General features: G+C 38.4%; 16 protein-coding genes. 4 read left to right on the top strand and 12 right to left on the bottom strand.

The features are described 5' to 3' along the window. The first annotated feature begins 139 nt into the window (after nucleotides 1-139). From H7U17_RS03640 to H7U17_RS03630, 3 genes are all read left to right on the top strand, one after another. Nucleotides 140-607 carry a hypothetical protein gene (locus tag H7U17_RS03640; protein ID WP_186754973.1) on the top strand — a complete coding sequence of 156 codons (468 nt, stop codon included), beginning with the start codon at nucleotides 140-142 and terminating at the stop codon, nucleotides 605-607. A gap of 71 nt (nucleotides 608-678) precedes the next feature. Then, nucleotides 679-1,323, top strand: coding sequence for a dienelactone hydrolase family protein (locus tag H7U17_RS03635; RefSeq protein WP_186754971.1), 645 nt, complete (start codon nucleotides 679-681; stop codon nucleotides 1,321-1,323). A 10-nt stretch (nucleotides 1,324-1,333) separates the two neighbouring features. Next, nucleotides 1,334-1,954: a phosphoribosyltransferase gene (locus H7U17_RS03630; protein WP_186754969.1), complete on the top strand. Its 621-nt coding sequence runs from the start codon at nucleotides 1,334-1,336 to the stop codon at nucleotides 1,952-1,954. 174 nt (nucleotides 1,955-2,128) lie between these two features. Here H7U17_RS03630 and H7U17_RS03625 read toward each other — a convergent pair whose 3' ends face one another. Further along, complete coding sequence (locus tag H7U17_RS03625) at nucleotides 2,129-3,874, bottom strand: adenosylcobalamin-dependent ribonucleoside-diphosphate reductase (protein ID WP_186754967.1); 1,746 nt, start codon at nucleotides 3,872-3,874, stop codon at nucleotides 2,129-2,131. Nucleotides 3,875-4,416: 542 nt separating this feature from the next. On the opposite strand from H7U17_RS03625, the gene H7U17_RS03620 reads away from it, so the two are divergent. Next, entirely contained in the window at nucleotides 4,417-7,113 is a 2,697-nt protein-coding gene (locus H7U17_RS03620) for a cation-translocating P-type ATPase (protein WP_186754960.1), read from the top strand. Nucleotides 7,114-7,393: 280 nt separating this feature from the next. Here the strand turns inward: H7U17_RS03620 and H7U17_RS03615 are convergent, their stop codons facing one another. The 11 genes from H7U17_RS03615 to H7U17_RS03565 all read right to left on the bottom strand — a co-directional run bounded on the left by H7U17_RS03615 (nucleotide 7,394) and on the right by H7U17_RS03565 (nucleotide 15,670). Further along, nucleotides 7,394-8,005: a DJ-1/PfpI family protein gene (locus H7U17_RS03615; RefSeq protein WP_230981251.1), complete on the bottom strand. Its 612-nt coding sequence runs from the start codon at nucleotides 8,003-8,005 to the stop codon at nucleotides 7,394-7,396. A 26-nt stretch (nucleotides 8,006-8,031) separates the two neighbouring features. Next, nucleotides 8,032-8,208, bottom strand: a complete 177-nt coding sequence (locus H7U17_RS03610) for a hypothetical protein (protein WP_186754958.1) — start codon at nucleotides 8,206-8,208, stop codon at nucleotides 8,032-8,034. A gap of 13 nt (nucleotides 8,209-8,221) precedes the next feature. Continuing rightward, entirely contained in the window at nucleotides 8,222-8,596 is a 375-nt protein-coding gene (locus H7U17_RS03605; RefSeq protein ID WP_186754956.1) for a DoxX family protein, read from the bottom strand. Between the two features lie 4 nt (nucleotides 8,597-8,600). Further along, nucleotides 8,601-9,104 (bottom strand): SRPBCC family protein, encoded by a 504-nt coding sequence (locus H7U17_RS03600; RefSeq protein WP_186754954.1) that lies wholly within the window; start codon nucleotides 9,102-9,104, stop codon nucleotides 8,601-8,603. A gap of 4 nt (nucleotides 9,105-9,108) precedes the next feature. Then, nucleotides 9,109-9,426 carry a metalloregulator ArsR/SmtB family transcription factor gene (locus H7U17_RS03595; protein WP_186754953.1) on the bottom strand — a complete coding sequence of 106 codons (318 nt, stop codon included), beginning with the start codon at nucleotides 9,424-9,426 and terminating at the stop codon, nucleotides 9,109-9,111. A gap of 825 nt (nucleotides 9,427-10,251) precedes the next feature. Next, nucleotides 10,252-10,605, bottom strand: a complete 354-nt coding sequence (locus tag H7U17_RS03590) for a VOC family protein (protein WP_186754951.1) — start codon at nucleotides 10,603-10,605, stop codon at nucleotides 10,252-10,254. 233 nt (nucleotides 10,606-10,838) lie between these two features. Beyond that, nucleotides 10,839-11,675 (bottom strand): macrolide hydrolase EstT, encoded by an 837-nt coding sequence (estT, locus tag H7U17_RS03585; protein WP_230981250.1) that lies wholly within the window; start codon nucleotides 11,673-11,675, stop codon nucleotides 10,839-10,841. 135 nt (nucleotides 11,676-11,810) lie between these two features. Continuing rightward, entirely contained in the window at nucleotides 11,811-12,608 is a 798-nt protein-coding gene (locus H7U17_RS03580; protein WP_186754947.1) for a helix-turn-helix domain-containing protein, read from the bottom strand. Between the two features lie 207 nt (nucleotides 12,609-12,815). Then, nucleotides 12,816-13,214 carry a VOC family protein gene (locus tag H7U17_RS03575; RefSeq protein ID WP_186754945.1) on the bottom strand — a complete coding sequence of 133 codons (399 nt, stop codon included), beginning with the start codon at nucleotides 13,212-13,214 and terminating at the stop codon, nucleotides 12,816-12,818. A 531-nt stretch (nucleotides 13,215-13,745) separates the two neighbouring features. Then, complete coding sequence (locus H7U17_RS03570; protein WP_186754943.1) at nucleotides 13,746-14,228, bottom strand: hypothetical protein; 483 nt, start codon at nucleotides 14,226-14,228, stop codon at nucleotides 13,746-13,748. Between the two features lie 425 nt (nucleotides 14,229-14,653). Then, nucleotides 14,654-15,670, bottom strand: coding sequence for a PorP/SprF family type IX secretion system membrane protein (locus tag H7U17_RS03565; RefSeq protein ID WP_230981249.1), 1,017 nt, complete (start codon nucleotides 15,668-15,670; stop codon nucleotides 14,654-14,656). Between the last annotated feature and the right edge of the window lie 16 nt (nucleotides 15,671-15,686).

The following is a 15,686-nucleotide window of genomic DNA, read 5'->3' as shown; positions in this document are numbered from 1 at the left end:
ATGCTTTGTTTCCCTTAATTTCTAAAAATCACGGCTTTAATTCCATGACATCAAAACAATCATAACATGATGAAAATCATATACATACCCTGACCCCAATTATTACCCTTTAGGATATTTTGTATTTACTTTAAGTATTATGAAGACATCAACAGACAATATCCTAATCAAACAAAAAATGTTTGAAGCATGTGTGGTTAAGCAACAGTCATTAATCAAAGATTTCAAATCCCGATTGGAGGAGTTGATACAAGCCAGAGATTTGGAAACCCAAGAAATGAGCGGAGCTAGTAAAAAGAATACCAGTAAAAAAGAATACGATGCGGTGTTTGACACATTGGAATTTGCCGAAGAGGAATTAAAACTGCTCAATTACCTAGGGAAAAACCTAAACAAAACACATGATAGTCCAGAGTTGGGTGCTGTAGTGGAAACAAATCATGGGACTTTCTTTATTTCCGTAAGTATTGAGGAGTTTTATGTGGAAGGTAAACGGTATTATGGTATTTCTACCCAAAGCCCCTTATTCAAGGTCATGAGGGGGAAGCACAGTGGAGACAGCTTTACTTTCAGGGATGAACAATATACCATACATCATATTTTTTGATGAGAGAATTTCTTTTAAAACCTTTAAAAGCATGATTTCTTTGGACTTATTTAACCTTAGAATAGAAAAAGATGGCCCTTACTTCACATGAGATCAATATCCCCATAGACACCGTGATTTTAAAAGGAATATTAACCATTCCTAATAATACAAATAGTTTGGTCATATTTTCTCATGGAAGTGGTAGCAGTCGATTAAGTCCCAGAAACAATTATGTCGCTGATAATTTAAACACTAATGGCTTTTCCACTTTGCTGTTTGATCTATTAACGGAAGAAGAAGATATAGTTTATGAAAATAGATTTGACATCTCCTTACTGACCGAAAGGTTAATTAAAGTATCGAAATGGACACATACCCAAAAAAATATTTCAAAGTTAAAATTAGGATATTTTGGTGCTAGCACGGGCGCAGCTTCGGCGCTGAACGCTGCTGCAAGCTTAGGTGATAAAATCAACGCCATTGTTTCCCGTGGGGGAAGGCCTGATTTAGCAGGAGACAGAGAATTAGCAAAAGTGGTGTCGCCTACAATTTTCATTGTAGGTGGCTGGGATAGTAATGTGATTCCCTTAAACCAATTGGTCTTTAATAAAATGAGCACTACTAAAAAGCTGGAAATCGTACCTGAAGCTACCCACCTTTTTGAAGAGCCGGGCAAACTCGAACAAGTCACAGCCTTGTCTGTTCATTGGTTTAAAAAATATTTAACGGATTAATTGAAAATAAATGTTTACAGATAGAGATGAAGCGGGAAAACTATTAGCTGAAGAATTAGCTAACTATAAAGGAAAGGATGCTGTAGTAATCGCCATTCCCCGTGGCGGGCTCCCCATTGGTGCTGTTATTGCTAAGGCCTTGGACTTACCATTGGATATCGCATTGACAAAAAAAATAGGCCATCCATTCAATAAAGAATATGCTATAGGGGCTGTAAGCTTAAAAAGCATCGTTCTAGGAGAAGGAGCAAGAGATATATCCCCAGAATACATTGAGGAGGAGACAGAAAACATAAGACATCTGCTCCAAGAAAGACGTGATGCTTACTATAAAAACAAATCGCCTACCTCACTTAAGAATAAAACAGTAATATTGGTAGATGATGGAATAGCTACGGGCAACACCCTATTGGCCACCATCAAACTCATCGACCAAGAGAGCCCCAAACATATATTGGTTGCAGCACCGGTATCTCCCTTATCTGCAATATTAAAAATTGAAGAATCTCCACTGGTAAGTGAAGTATTGGTTTTAGAGCAACCCGAAAACTTTCACGCGATTGGACCTTATTATATGGATTTTAGTCCTGTAACAGACCAAGAAGCCACAGCAATTTTTCAGAGTATTTAATAACCTATTCTATTTTGATTCCCTTGAGACCAGCAAATATCAATATTTTCTTAAGGGAACTCCACTCAATTTAAAAAAGTGTAATCATACAGTCAGCTAAAGTTATCGCCTCAGAGCCCTCAACAACAATAAAGTACCTGATCTGTTAATCAATTGTCCTCATTTCGAATTTCCTTAAATACATACTTTGCAGATAGCACTATCATCTGCTATCCCACTTATCAAAACTTGTTGACTCCCTGTATTATTTCTGAAAAGGGTGATCCCTTTTAATTTCATTTTCCAAGCATCCTTATAAATTGATGCTACAGTTTCTATTGTCGCCGTGTTTGGTAAATTGATCGTTTTAGAAACGGCATTATCAGTATAGCGCTGAAAAGCTTCCTGGTGTCTTAAATGCCAATAAGGTTCGATCTCTAAGGCGGTTTTAAAAATTTCTCGAATATCTTCGCCAAGCTCATCTATATCTTTACAGCTGCCTGTTCGTCTAACTTTTTGAAGAATTGAATGCTTATCCAAACCTTTTCGATCCAAATATTCTAAGAACAGTTGATGGGAACTGCTTAAGTTCAGTCCACCCAGTACATTTTCCCTTTCAAAAGCCAGCGCATAAATAGGCTCTATGGAAGCGGAAACATCTGCAATAATAGAAATACTACCTGTAGGGGCAATACTGGTCCGGGTGGCATTTCGCATAGGTTCCTTTGGTGAAAAAGCACTTCGAGGCCAATTAGGGAAATTCCCCCTTACTTTTGCCAGTGCTGATGAAGCAGCCCTACTCTTTTCAGCAATGAAGTTCATTAATTTCTCGGCCAATTGGACGGCTTGTTCTGAAGCATAGGGGATTTTCAGCAGCACCAACAAATCCGCCCAAGCCATTACTCCCAAACCTATTTTACGGTTGGACTTCGTGGCCTTTTCAATAAGCTCATCAGGGTAATCATTGACTTCAATCACATTATCTAAAAACCTTACGGCCAGAATGACTACCTCTTCCAATTTCTCCCAATCAACAACCATTTTATTTTCATGCTTTCGAACACATTTCGATATATTTATTGAGCCCAAATTACAAGCTTCATTGGGAAATAAAGGTACCTCCCCACATGGATTAGTCGCTATTATTTTCCCCAGCCTAGCAAGAGGGTTCATCCCATTAATAGTATCCAAAAATATCAACCCAGGGTCACCGCATTTCCAAGCATTTTCCACAATGCCTTCCCAAAGCTCCCTGGCTAACACTTTCTCTGCAATTGACGCATCACGGGGATTGACCAATGACCATTCTTTTCCTTCTTCCACAGCCATCATGAATTGATCTGTAATACCAAGGGACAAATTGAAATTATTCACTTTTCCTCCTGCTCCCTTTAAACGAATAAATTCCAAAATATCTGGATGATCAATGTTCAATATACCCATGTTGGCTCCCCTTCTTTTTCCTCCCTGCTTAATTTTTTCAGTTGCACGATCAAAAATCTCAATAACATCGACCGGGCCCAATGCTACATTCCGTTTAGTACCGACCCAATCACCTTTTGGACGTATTTTGGAAAAATTAAAACCAGTTCCTCCTCCCCTTTGGTGGATTTTAGCTGCGCTTTTTAAGGTATGGAAAATCTCATCCAAGCTATCCTCCACAGGAAGGACAAAACAAGCACTTAGTTGTTGCTGTGAAGCACCTGCATTCATTAAAGTGGGGGAATTAGGTAAAAAAATCAGATCACTTATCAACTTATAATAAGCATCGGTATATCGATCAACTTCTTTTTTATCACCCCAGATTATCTCAGCCTGGGCTACAGCTTTTGCTACCCGCATGAACATATCATCAGGACTTTCTAGCAATTGATTATCCCCTCCTCGCAACAGGTATCTTTGCTCAAGCACTAAATTGGCATTTTTGGAAAGCTTATTCATTTGAAATGGGAATAAGATGATTTTCTTTTCCTGTTTGGAAACATGCTTTCAATTAGCCTTTACGTATTCAAATCAATATCCGAAGCCGCACTGTAAATCTCAAAAGGCAGGTTCCAAATTGAGGTGATTATTTAATCTTTAACTGGGCCCTTGCTGATTTTCTTTTACACCTCCCTTTTTGCTTTTTCAGCCGAAGCGAATTCATAAAATGAAGGCTCCATACACAAAACACTATTTTACTCCCTGTCACCCCACATGCTATGGCATTTTCAGCTTACGGCCTGAAGTCCTTTTCTATCAACCCATTCAATATTTTCATAAGGATTATGGAATATAGGTATATGATTATATTACTACCATGATAAGAATCATCAAAAAGTGATGTATAAATCGGAATTGTAAAGCACAACCCATGTCAACCATCATTGTACCACTCCATAAACTAGAGTAATTTGAGCTATTATTGACATTAGTGTTCGCTCCAATTTAATGCAGACTTAAGCTATAATTATCATCAATATATAAGCCCCTAATTTTTATCCATGAAAGCCCCTTATCAAATATCTATTGATGCTTTAGCTTCACAATTGAACACCTCTTTAGAAAATGGGCTTTCTTCACGTGAGGCAAAACTGCGTCTACAACAACACGGCTATAATGAGATATCTGTTCAAAAACCTAAAAGCATTTGGAAAATATATCTTGAACAGTTCTTGGATCCTGTGATCTATTTGATGTTCGCAGCCACTATTTTGGCCCTATCCTTTGGGGAATTTCTGGAAGGGATGGCGATCATTACAGTAATATTGCTGACGACAATAATTGGCTTTTTCATGGAGTTTAAGGCCACCAAATCGATGGAAGCCTTAAAATCTTTATCTTATATACATGCAACGATTTTGAGGGACGGAAAAACCAATCGAATTGATGCCCGCCACCTGGTCGTAGGAGACATCCTTATTATCGAAGAAGGCAATAAGGTTCCTGCAGATGCACGGATTTGCTCAACAGAAAACCTAAGTGTAAAGGAATCCATTCTTACTGGAGAAAGTGAACACATCGCCAAACAATCAACGCCTTTGCCTGAAAGTACTGTTTTGGCCAATCGTTCAAACATGATTTTTAAAGGAACCATCGTCACAAGAGGAAGTGCCAAAGCAATGGTAACGGCCATTGGAGATCAAACAGAGCTAGGAAAAATCAGCCAATTAGGCTTAGGTCTCAAGCAGAGAAAAACTCCCTTAGAGAAAAAGCTGAATAAATTAAGCAGGCACCTGGTTATCCTCACTGTTGGGCTTACTTTACTGATTATCCTATTAGGAATTTTACAACAAAAAGACCTTGTCTTTGCATTAAAAACAGGAATAGCACTCTCTGTAGCAGCTATTCCCGAAGGGCTTCCCATTGTCGCGACCATTGCCCTTGCCCGTGGTGTGATCAAACTGTCTCAGCAAAATGTCATTGTCAAAAGACTGGAGGCAGTCCAAACCTTAGGGGAAGTGGGAATTTTATGTACCGACAAAACGGGCACGCTTACAGAAAATGAAATGGAGACCTATTCCATCAATTATGACAACCAAAACATTTCCCCTATCCCCAATCTAAGCACTGATGATTTTAAAGACCATCTTGCCAACAGTGCTTTCATCAAAACCATGGAAACTGCTGCTTTATGTAATAATGCTGATTTGCTTGATAAATCCAGAAATTGGGATCCAATGGAAATAAGCCTACTTAACCTTGTGAAAAAGACAGGTTTAAGCATAAACGCCATCAAAGAGGAATATCCGGAAATCAAGGAATTTCCATTTGATAACCGAACAAAACTAATGGCCACTGTTCATCAAAAGGAATCCAGTTATTTCGTTTTTATCAAAGGGGCTTTCGAAAATATAATAGCACATTGTACTACCGTTTTAGCCCATAACGGCAAGGAAAAACTGGATATAGACCTTTGGAATAAAAAGGTCGAAAGTTTAGCCGAGCAAGGTTTACGGGTCCTGACTTTTGCCTATAAACAAGTGGACTCTCCTCCTTCAGCGCTTAACTTTCTCAATGACCTGACACTTCTCGGTTTAATAGGTTTTTTGGATCCTCCCCGAAAGGATATATCCCCCACCATTAAAGAGTACCATAAAGCGGGGGTCCAAGTTGTGATGGTAACGGGTGACCATATGGCTACTTCACAAAAAATCGCCGAAGAAATTGGCTTATTGGGAATAAATTCTGATTCCGAAACAGTGGTAAATTCAAATGTGCTACAAAAACGCTCAAGTAAAAATTCAAAAGGAGAAAAAATCCTGATGAATGCAAAGGTAGTTGCCCGGGTCACACCTGAGCAAAAATTAAACTTGATTGAGTTTTACCAAACACATAATTATGTAGTGGGTATGATAGGAGATGGCATCAATGATGTGCCGGCATTAAAAATGGCGGATATAGGGATAGCAATGGGAATACGGGGTACAGATGCGGCTAGAGATGCATCGGATATCATTTTGAAGGACGATAAGTTTACCTCTACAAAATTGGCCATAGAGCAAGGCCGAATAATATTCAATAATATTCGGCAGTTTGTGGTGTATCTCCTATCCAGTAACCTAGCAGAAATATTTTCTGTATTCATTGCCTATATCAGTAATGTAGCCACTCCTCTTTTACCTTTACAAATCCTGTTCCTCAACCTAGTAACTGACGTTTTTCCCGCACTTGCTTTGGGCTTGGGAAAAGGGGAAGAGACGCTCATGAAGGATCCACCACGTAAAGCCAATGAGCCTATTCTGACACGACCATTATGGCTGCTTACTGCCCTATTAGGTTTATCAATTACATGTGCTGTCAGTGGAATTATATTTTATGCCACCCATGTTTTGAAATTATCAGATGCGGTTATCAATAATATGGGCTTCTACACACTAATTCTTGCCCAGCTACTAAATGTCTTCAATATTCCTTTCCATAGCCCCTCATTTTTCAAAAACAATGTAATCACCAATGGATGGGTTTGGGCCTCCATCGTGCTGTGTATGCTAATTATTTTTGTCAACTTCAAAATTGAACTAAGCCGGGAAATATTGTCCTTGACTTCCCTGACGATCCAACAGGTTTTCGTCATTCTAATTTTTTCTTTCTCTTCCTTGCTCCTGGCTCAGTTTCTCAAGCTGCTATTTTACTTTCCATATAGAAAGATAAATCCTATTTCTTCAAGACCCATGATCAAATTGACTTCAGATACTTAAAGAAACAGAATTCATTATGGGTTGTTTGTATAGCTATAAAAAAATCCACCAAATAAAATTGGGACGTCCCCTGGACGTTCCCACGACGTCTCCTCGGTGTTCCGTCTATATCTCCTCTTTACTCCAATCAGAAATCAAGATTACAATTCATTTAACATACCAAGGATTGCTGATTCCAATGGTACTAGACTGAAATGATGTTCTTCACTCTGTTGCAAGCACATTTAGTCCATCTAAGTTCCCGTTTGCTTCAACTGAAAGGAAAAAACGCCATTATTTATCAGGTAATATCAATATCATACTCCATCCTTTTTGCTGTTGTCGCTGCAATTTGGAATCCAAATAATCTTTTAATTATATGGAATGACATATTAATACCTGATGATATACCCCCTGATGTGATTATATCATTCTCATCAACGAACCTAGTGTTCTTTACGACCTCAATTTTTGGGTAGTCCTTTTCGAGCCTGAGAAGATCCATCCAGTGGGTAGTGGCCTTCTTATGATCGAGTAATCCGCATTCCGCTAATAAAAATGCACCCGTGCAGACAGAGGCAATGATCTTAACGGTTTCTTTTTGGGACTTAATCCATTCAATGACATTTTTATTTTTGATCTCAATTTCTTCCGCTCCATAGCCTCCTGGGACAATTAATATGTCTAATTCCGGGCAATGGGTAAAATCAGCATCAGGTTGTATTTTCAGTCCGTTTTTGGCACTTACCATTTCCCCCGTTTCACTTATGGTGGTTACGTTGAATAATTTTTGGTTATCATTTTCTGTGATTGAAAAAACTTCAAATGGTCCTGCAAAATCAAGTACTTCCACCTCATTAAAAATGAGTATACCAACATTTGTTCTTTCTGGCATAAAATTATTTTCTTCCATCTATATATTTAATTGCACATTATTGGTCAACTGGATTCGTCAATAGGACCTTGATCATACCAGATTGAATTGGAATTATAAAGCATACATTTTGTATTGTCATCTGAAAAGTGTGGATTATTTGCAAATCCTTTAGCCATGTAAAAATCCATAGATTTGCCCACGTCATTTACCGCTAAGTTGATAAAGATTTGTTTTACCATTTTATTTCGATTTTTAGTTCATTGTGGGAATTTTACTTTTGTAATAGTAGGATAGCGCAAGTATGCCCAAGAAAACCAAGGGCATGATCATATATCCTAAGTTTTTGTCGACAAGTGTGTGGCTAATGAATGCAAAAATAAGCGTAAACGAAAGTCCTGCATAAGCCCATTCTTTTAGCTTTCCAGGTGTTTTGGGGTAAATGATTGCAATAACCCCAAGGACTTTTGCTATTGCTAATGAGTAAGCAAAATAATCAGGATAACCTAAGGCTTTTGTCCCAACAGTCATATACTCAGGTGCAAAAATCCAAGTGGTCATTGGCATAACGGCTTCCCAAAGTGCAATGATAATAATAGCTGTCCAAAAAATGATTACATTCCTTTTCATGATCCTAAATTTTAAAATTTGATAATAATTCCGCTAAATGGTTTAAAGTTGCTGTAACCCCTTCCTTGAAGCCCATTTTTATATGCATTTCAAGGTCTTCAAGCTTTTCGTGTTTAATGGAAATTTTCACTGTTGTAGTTCCTTTGTTTTCACTAAAGTCTAAGTTCCACCTGGCAGATGGAAATTGCTCGTTGATGTTTTCATCCTTGTCGGCAAAAGCATCCTTGAATTGCAAATTGTCCTTTGGTGAAATTGAAGTATAGTCCTGAATCGACCAATGTTCCTCCCCTTCGGGACTCACCATAGCATAAAACCTTCGTCCGCCTTCTTCAAAGTTCATATACTTTGTTTTCGATTTCCAAGGCTGCGGTGCCCACCATTGATCAAGGAGTTCTTGTTTGGTGAAAGCGTCCCAAACCAATGGTTGTGCCGCATCAAATTCTCGGTTTATGAAAACGGTACTCGTTTTTTTATCAACAGTAAAGTCGAATAACAGATTGCTTTTCATTTTTCTATTTTTTAAGATTTGATAATAAATTGTCAAGTTGGTCAAAACGGTTTTCCCATATTTTTCTGAACTGTTCCAACCAATTATCGATTTCTTTCATTTTTTCAATTTTCAGCTCATAGAAGATTTCTCTCCCTTTTTGGTTGGCTTCTACAAGATCACATTCGTTTAGAACCTGAATGTGCTTTGAAATAGTTGGTCTTGCCGCATCAAAGTTTTCGGCAATGGCTCCTGCAGTCATAGCTTGTGAGGTAAGCAAAACCAAAATTGCCCGTCTTGTAGGGTCGGAAATAGCTTGAAATATATCTCTTCTTAATTTCATTATGTAGTTATTTGGCTACAATTTAACTGAAGCTATTTGGCTACACAAGTTTTCGCCCTGTTTATTTCCGGAAAATGAAAATAAAACATCCCTCCCTTGATTAAACCCTATGTGATTTTTTCTTATACTCCTTTCCGATAGGGTTCTTGATTGGTCTTTCTCTATTTGGTCCAAAAGTATTCTCCAACAGGGAAAAAGTAGCAGAAACAGTCTAAAGGATAAAACCAACAACTTTCTAATTGAAAATCAACCACTTGTTATCCGTCAATAGTATAAATTATTGGTATTGAAAATCATAAACCACGATTTTATATTGGATAACAAATGATTCCTTTAATTACTTATTTCTTACTATTAAAATGCACCAAGCCGAAAAGCTGGGGGAAAACAGTCTATTTTAGCTTTGATATGCGCTATTTATTAAATACCGTTTATTTATGGATCCAAATTTCAAATCTGGATCAGGAAGAGAGTTTATGAACAAAAAAGAGGGCTAAACCCAGCTTTGCCCCAGCTTTACCCCAGCTTTGATACAGCTTTGCCCCAGCTTTGGTATTAGTTTAGGGTAAGGTTGGACCAAGCCTAAAAGTCGGGGAAAAACAGTCTATTTTAGCTTTGATATGCGCTATTTATTAACCACAGATGGATAAAGATGAACACGGATATTTATTTATAATGCATCTGTGTTTCCTTTTACGCAATTGACTGTCTAGGCAGGTCTGTTACTTCAACTACACTTAATCTGACAAGGATAGACTAAATTTAAGTTTGAAATTATTTACCCCCAGAAATATTGATTGATCCATTATAATCACTGATATTCGTCTAATGATGCATTAATAAGTTAATGGTAACTCCATTGGGGTCTTTAACAAAAAATCGCCTTACTCCCCAATCTTCATTTGTGATTGGGTATATAATCTCGATCTTTTGTTCCTTTGCTTTTTCATACCAATTGTCAATATCCGAAACCTCAATTGATAAAAAAATTGCCGAGTTATCTAAAGGTTTATTACTTTCATTTCGGAATATGGATATTTGGGCAGTTGCATTTTCCTTGGATGCGAAAGTTAAAATCCACCCCATATCCATTGCCAATTCCATCCCTAAATAATCTATATAGAACGCCTTACTTTTTTCTATATCATTCGAATAAATATTTGGAACAATTCTTCGCATACCTAATTTGTTTGAAATGTATGGTTTTTAAGCTAACCCTTTTTAGAAGTCAAAGGAGAGATAAATTATGTTGGACTACTACCAAAAAGTGAAGATTTGATCTGATGAACAGCCTTACCTGTCTACTCTGCAAACAGGTACCTGTCCCTTGAGAAAGGGGCGTACTCCCGTTAGAGGAGACAGGCTGTGGGCCTATGGTTCACGGCCATCTACTCGAATAGTAAGTCGTTCATTTATTTTTTTATCAGTTTCGTTATGCCTTCAATTATCGTATCCCAATCATCAAAATGTAATTCGTGACCTGTTCCTTCAAGTGTAATAAGTTTAGCATCATTTAATTTTTCAAGTAAAACACCTGCATGCTGGTAATGCCAAATTTTATCTTCTGTCCCGTGTATAATTAAAGTAGGTTGTTTGATTTCGTCTAATCTATTCCAAAATTCTTCCCCACCACCCAAAGTAGCATGATTGAACATACTTATAAAATTATTGGCTCTTATGAATTCAGCCCTTATTAGGTTTTCGCTCCTTTGTTTGTCAAATTGCTTCCTCCCACTCATTAATTGTGCACCCTGAATTAAGTAGTGTACAACACTATCTTCATTCGTCCAATTGACCGTGCCTGCTTTACTATGGAAATCTAATATACTTGTGTCCATTTCTGGAATACTTGGATCGGAATCACCCCAAGGTCCTGTAGAAAGTAGTGTCAGTGTCTGGACTCTACTAGGATAATTTATTGCTGCTATTTGCGTAATTAGCCCACCCAATGACATCCCCACAAAATGTGCTTGACCAATTTTATAACCATCCAATATTGCAATAGCGTCATCAGTCAAATCCACAATGTCATAGGGTGCTTTTCCTGGTTCGTAAAAAGTTGATTTCCCAACGTCTCTGTTATCATAGCGAATAACAAAAAAACCTTTTTCTGCCAGTCTCTCACAAAATTCCGCATCCCAGTAAAGCATAGAAACGGTTGCTCCTGCTACTAATAGAATTGCAGGATTGGTTTCAATCCCAAAACTTTCTGTATAAAGTTCAATCCCATTTGTTTTTATTACTTTCATTTTTTTGCTATTCTCCTTACAACTACCAATTATCAAACCACAAATCAGGCCTATTATTATTAGTCTATGTTTCATTATGCAAAACTATAGTACCGTAAAGAAGAGGAATTGTAAAAAATCGACTTTCTCTGTTCTCTAGTCAAAAAAAATTGAAAGGTCTTCTCTTAACAGATTTTGTGGGCTATATCCTGAAAACCCCTTAAAATCTTTTATCATATGTGATTGATCATAGTAGCCCAGTTCATAGGTGAGTTCGGTCAATGATGTACACTGTGATATAGCTTTTGATATGCATTCTTCAAATCTGACTATTCTTGCAAATGTTTTTGGGTTAAACCCGGTCAAATTCTTAAACTTTCTTTCTAAATGTCGTTGGGACAAAAAGAGTGAGTCACTAAGATTAGGAATGTTTACAGCTCCTCTTTGCATAACTATTGATTGCACAGCAGCTATTAAATTGATATCCTCCAAAGAAGAACGTCTCAGTCTATGTTCAATGTACCTGCTTATAATTCTAACCCTTTGCTGCGTATTGGTTGCAGCTAATACTTGTTCTTCTAATATTCTCCCCTCATTTCCAAGCAGTTCAGATATTTCAATATTTTTATTGGTAAAATTACTCGCAGGCAAATTAAAAATTATAGACAGCGCGTATGGATGAAAGTAAGCACCAAAAACGCCAATCTTTTGGTGCGCTGAAATTTGACTGTATAAATTGGATTGACTTTGAAACCCACTCTTAAAAAGTTGAATTTCATTTCCATTTTCAGATAAAAACATTCCTCCTTCATATTGGAAAGCCAGCTTTGGACAGACGGAAGCTGATATAGTTTGCTTGTAGGGATTCAGAGATGAAAAATCACCTTCAAATTCCCAAAAAAAGCGTACTAGCCAACTAATAGATTTGGGAGGGGATATTCTATTATATCTCATCTCAACTCAAACTATATTTTACTTTAGCCTTTTTCTCTACAATGCCTAGTATATGAAAATCAATAAATCACCTAAAATATTGGATTTCAATTAAGTTCAATATTTGAAACGAACCAAATGATTTGACCTCACTCATAATTTCGCCAATTCCCCATATTCATTTTTACCTGGCAGCTTGCTTATTTGGGGCTATTGTTTAATATCAATTTATTCTAAATTCAGTTGCCACGAAACTCCAAATTTGTCTTCTGTAAAACCAAATCTTTGACTAAAGCCATAATTATCTAAGGGCATCTTTATATCACCATCTTCTGATAACTTTTCAAAAAGACTTTCAATCTCTTTTTCAGATTCACATTCTACCCAATTTGAAACAGCAGGGGTGAAAGTCCATTCATGTGTTATATAACTGTCACTGCAGATAAACTGCTTGCCATTTAGTTCAAATATCGCTCTAATAAGCGTCCCTTCTTTTCCAGGACCGTCTTTCCCATATCGTTGGATATCTATAATTTTCGAATTTTCAAATAACTCCACATAAAAGTTCATTGCTTGTTCAGCATTGTCATCCTGGAATGTCAGAAAAGTTATAATTTGCTTTTTCATAGGCTGCATTTAAAAGTGAAATTTCTTTTTTGATTTTCTTTTTCAAAACTCCCGTTCCTGAAAAGGTAATCCTTTTTGATTTTCGCAATACGTTTTTAAGCTAAATAAGAACATCGCCTAATTATAGCTATACCATCGGTAAAAGTCGCTTAGTTCCCTCCAATCAAAGTGTTTAAGAGTAATGGTTGTCACATTGTCTTTTTCAATAAGTTCGAAAGCTATTTTTGTTCAAATCCATTCTTCATCAGAATCTATACACTCCCACACAATTTTATTGTTCTCCAGTAATTCCGTTATTTTCATTTTGGTAGTATAACCTTCATCAAAATCAAATTCATTAACAAATCCAATTTCAGACTTTACCTTAAGTTTTTTTGTCCAAACCTCAGCTAAGCCTTCTTCTGATGTAAATGCTTTAACACGGTTGAAATTGGGGATTTTATATAATTAATCTGTTGTATACTTTCCATTTTCTATTTTACAATTTATTCATTTTATGATTTGGTTTTTAACCTTGGAGGTAACATGAAATTAGTCCACTTTTGTATAGACTATTTTCCCTGTACAATTTGAGAGTACATCATTACAAGGAAATTCAATGGCTATTCTCTGACCACCATCTATTTGCTCAAGGATGCCTGTTTGCGTAATATTAGAGGGCTCCTCATCGGCTTTCAATCCAGCTCTGGGAGCATACAGCTCCTCTGGGTCCTCCAAAGCATAAAATTCATCCCATACCACAGTCAGTTCCTCTTCATTAAGCTCATAAGTCCCTAGCATTAAGCTTGTGTAGCCCAATTCATCCCCTTCCTCGCTTTCACGTATAGTAATCCGTTGCTCCAGATCACCATTATCCTGGAATACCAGGCTATGTACATACCAAACCTCAACTTCTTCGGAATACATGGTCTGTTCATAAGTCCCATTAAAATGCATTCCCAAAGGCTTGATTTCATCATCATTGCAGGAAAAAAAAGTAAAGATCAGTAATATCAGTAGGGCTAGTCTTTTCATTTTGCTAAAAGCTTGTTCTATCACAATACGTGATCCCCATTCAAAACGCTACAAAAAAACTATTCCCCTGGAAATTACCCTTCAATATCACTCTATAAAACCGAAATCTTCTATGGACGTTCCCATGACGTCTCCTCTTTGCCCCCTATAAGGTCCCTTTCCCAAACCTCATCATAACAACCTGTTGTCCTGTCAGCTGTGCTACGCCACGGCGCACAGGTGCAGGACCACCTAAAACTGAGTCTCCGACTCAGCTACTTCCATCCATCTTCCAACACAATCCCCCCCCCTTACCGAACTCCCCTCCCAATTCTCAATCCCCCAATCCCACGATTCAACAATTCAACAATTCAACAATTAACCGATTAAACTACCCTCACCCCCTAGCCCCCTAAAGGGGGAAGTAACTCCACCCCATCATATCCCTACCAGATCAATACCTCCTTGGCATGTTTCCTTTCGTTGGTCCTGAACAGGCTGAATATGGCCATGAACTCGTGGGTATTGCCGGGCAAGAGATAGCTCCCATTGGTAGGGAACTCATAGACATAGCCCACCTTCACCCGCTTCAACAGAAAGCCCAGCTGCAGGTTGTTCGCATAGTCCACCCGGTGCCCCGCTCCCAACCATAATTTGTCCATCAACAGGGCCTTCAGGTTGAACTCGACATTATCCGGAAGATCTTCCTGGTTCCGGTAAAAGAAATTCCCGATCACCGCAACCTTGTCGCTGATCGCTTCCCGGTAGCCGGCCTGTACAATATAATTGATCGGCCTGCCGTCCATGAACTCATCCCCGCTGGAAAAGCCTCCTCCGTTAACCTGGTGCATCGCATAGGACAGGTAGTACTTTTCATGCGTCAGCGCCAGGCCTACATTGAAGTCGATGATCTGCATATCGGAAAAACCTCCGATATACTGCCCCAGCAGTTCGTCGTTCTGCTGCTCCACGGTCATAGCCGTGCCGTCCAGCTTGACATTGGTATAGCTTACCCCTGCTCCCAGGCGCAGGTTGTGCTTTTCTGTCAGCCTGATCCTGCTCGCATAGCCCAGCACCAGCGAGGTTTCCCTGAAGGCACCGTACTCATCGAACAATAGGTTCAGGCTCGCCGCATTCTTGCCCATCAGGGCCGGGTCCTCCTCCCCTTTCATCTCACCGAAGTCCAGCTCCGCACTGAAGAACATCGTCCGCGGTGCCCCCTCAAAACCGCTCCACTGGTTCCGGACAAAGCCCCTCAGCGCACTGCCCTCATAGGCGGTCAGTCCAGGGTTATAATAACTCTGGAAAAAGTTGAACTGGCTGATATATTTCCTCGACTGCCCCTGTACCAGCATAGGTGCAGACAGCAGCAATATCAATGTATAAACTAAAACCTTTTTCATTTTACCGCTTGGCTTTCTCTTTGCAAAACAATTATTCATTTCTCGACAATAGCTTTTCATTATCTCAACAGGTTAA

The sequence above is a fragment of the Echinicola salinicaeni genome, from assembly GCF_014280965.1.
GTDB lineage: Bacteria > Bacteroidota > Bacteroidia > Cytophagales > Cyclobacteriaceae > Echinicola > Echinicola salinicaeni.
Note: the sequence above shows the minus strand (reverse complement) of the source record. Positions and strands in the feature narration are given on the sequence as shown.